General features: G+C 62.1%; 5 protein-coding genes. 1 reads left to right on the top strand and 4 read right to left on the bottom strand.

Annotated features, from left to right (window positions below; translation table 11 throughout):
- Positions 1-186 (top strand): hypothetical protein (locus tag EOD15_RS36365; RefSeq protein ID WP_210212217.1); only part of this gene is annotated, 186 nt, incomplete at its 5' end.
- A gap of 27 nt (positions 187-213) precedes the next feature.
- Here EOD15_RS36365 and EOD15_RS32895 read toward each other — a convergent pair.
- The 4 genes from EOD15_RS32895 to EOD15_RS36065 form a co-directional block, all read right to left on the bottom strand.
- Positions 214-1,230, bottom strand: coding sequence for a type IV secretion system protein (locus EOD15_RS32895; RefSeq protein ID WP_127409224.1), 1,017 nt, complete (start codon positions 1,228-1,230; stop codon positions 214-216).
- A 15-nt stretch (positions 1,231-1,245) separates the two neighbouring features.
- Entirely contained in the window at positions 1,246-1,482 is a 237-nt protein-coding gene (locus EOD15_RS36360; RefSeq protein ID WP_206618717.1) for an EexN family lipoprotein, read from the bottom strand.
- 4 nt (positions 1,483-1,486) lie between these two features.
- A complete protein-coding gene (locus EOD15_RS32890; protein ID WP_127409223.1) occupies positions 1,487-2,191 on the bottom strand; it encodes a type IV secretion system protein in 705 nt (234 codons plus the stop codon).
- On the bottom strand, positions 2,188-2,375 hold a 188-nt coding region (locus EOD15_RS36065; RefSeq protein WP_185929144.1), incomplete at its 5' end, for a hypothetical protein. The genes EOD15_RS36065 and EOD15_RS32890, both read right to left, overlap by 4 nt.

Raw genomic sequence — 2,375 nt, 5'->3', positions numbered from 1 at the left:
GGCATATTGTCGTTCCTTTCTTCGGTCGCCTTAGCCATTCGCCTGTTCTCCGGACTGCGGGATCTGCTTGTTGATGGGCCAGTAGTTGCTGTCGGGCTGGGCCGGACGGTTGCGGTAGGAAGCGCATCCGGCGAGGCTCAGAGCAGCCAGCAAAACGCAAATGAAACGCATGAATTCACCTGTTAGGTAGTTGGAAAAACTGCGGAAATCCTGCTAACCGCGCCGGATCGCGTTGCTCGCGCGGAACATCCCACCCACCGTCTTGGACGCCGCGTAGAGCGCAAGACCCGCAGGTCCCTTAGCAGCCGACAAACCGGCCTTGCCCATCGCCACGCCCTTACCAGCAGCAGCCGCACCGCTACCGACAGCACGGCCCACGGCGGCCGTGGTGGCCAACGCCACACCGCCAGCGAGAGCGCTCGCAATCGGCCCGACCTGGAACAGCAGCGCAGTGCAGCAGATGGAAACGAGGGTGATGGTCGCGATAGCTTCGAGGGTGGACTTCGCCATCATCTTGTCGCCGGCGTTCTGAACCACGATTTCCATGATCGACAGGAACATCGTGACCACGGCCAAAGCCAGGACCAGCAGCAGCATGTAGTTGATGACCTGGCCGAGCCACGCGTCGAAGAAACGCTGGGTCGTCTTGAACATCGTCATCAGGATGAAAATCGGCCCCAGCGCCAGCAGCAGCACCATGGCGATCTTGCCCACCAGCACGATGATCCCTGCTGCAGCACAGAACAGCAGGCCGAACACCAGCACCATCGCAGCCGCGAGGTACATGCCCATGTTGCCGTTGAACACGCCAGCCTCGTTCCACGCAGTGCGCGCCACGTCCACCACCCGGTTGATGAGCGTGTCCAGGGTCTGGAACGTGGACAGGTCGCCGGAGGCGGCCGTGCCGCGAAGCGCCAGCGTGTTCGCCATCGCATCCGGCGTCCTCATGAAGAACTCGACCACTTCGGCCTGATACCGCCCGGTGTTCAGCGCAAACCCAAGGATCAGGGCGATTTTCAGCAGGCGGAAAAGGCCGTCCGTCACGGGCTCATCAATCAGCCCGCGAACCATCGAGAAGCCCCACAGCACGATGTAAATGCCGAACATGATGTACGCCACCGGCGTGATGGCACCGACGATCTGCCCCGAAGTCTGGGCAATGTACCCGGTCAAAACGCTGTCAAACTGCGCGTAAAGCCAGGAGTAGAGCTGCAGATTACTTGTCGCCATAACGGCCTCCTCGCCTTACGGGCTCTTGCCCGAAGGCCTGTCCATCACACCCGCTTGCATCGCGCGGGCACAGTTGCCGGAGGCGTCGGCTTGAAGCTTCGCCTTCTGGCTGCACTCCTTCACCTTCGCGTCCAGTTCGGCCGGATGGGCCTGGTACCACTCCACCGACCGCGCGGGCTCGGAATCGCAGCCGGCCAAATGGCCGACTGCGACGCCCGCCAGAAGCCATGCAAAGCCTGTCTGGCGTTTCATCCGATCACCTCACCGACGGCATGCTGTTGTTGGTGGAAGCGCGATCCAGCGTCATTTCACGCATCTGCTGCTGCTGGATCGCCTGCTGAGCCGAAGCCGTCTGCGCCAGGGCCTGCATCTTGATGGTCTCGTTCTGCAGGATTGCCTGCTCCACGCCGATGCGCGCCTGCAGATCGGCGATGGCCTTGGCATCCGTGGCGTTGCCGATTTCATCCATCAGCTGCTGCAGGCGCTCGAAACGCTGGCCGCTCAGCTCGTACGCCTGGCCGGCAGTCGCCTGCGCATTGGCGGCCGAATTGGCGAAGCTGTCCGAGGCGGTGGCAGAATCGGCCGGAAGCAGCCTGTTCAACAGGTTGCTGTCCACGCGAGAAGCGTTCTGCTTGATCGACTTGGCCAGATCACCGATCTGGCCGCCATTCATCTGAGCCAGCGTTTCCTGCCAGTTCGTCGGAATGAGACCTTCGGCTTCGTTCCGCAGCATCTTTTCCATGCCGCGCGTGCCGGTCATGGCGCTGACCTGCTGCTCGGCCTGCTTCAGCTGGTTCTGCATGTTCTTCAGCTGATCCTGCAGGACCATGAACTGCTGGGTCATCTGCGCGATCGCCGCCACGTCCACGGTGGGAACGCCGCTGGCCATCGCCGGCGCCGACACCATCGAGGCACCCAAGGCCAGGGCAATGCCCATGGCCAACCCTTTCATCTTGCTCATTGCTGCTTCCTCCTGTCGTGGAATACCGGCAGCCAATCCGCCGGCTTGGTGTCCGCGCCGAGTTCGGCCCGGATCTGGTTCAGCAGCTCGACCGTCGCCGTGGTGCCCGAAAGCACCGAAATGACGTCTTCGAGACCTGCCAGATTGAGTTCGCAGATGGCCGACTGCTTGCCCTGCTTCACAA

Source organism: Mesorhizobium sp. M7A.T.Ca.US.000.02.2.1, from assembly GCF_003996995.1.
In the GTDB taxonomy this organism is placed as follows: Bacteria; Pseudomonadota; Alphaproteobacteria; order Rhizobiales; family Rhizobiaceae; genus Mesorhizobium.
Note: the sequence above shows the minus strand (reverse complement) of the source record. Positions and strands in the feature narration are given on the sequence as shown.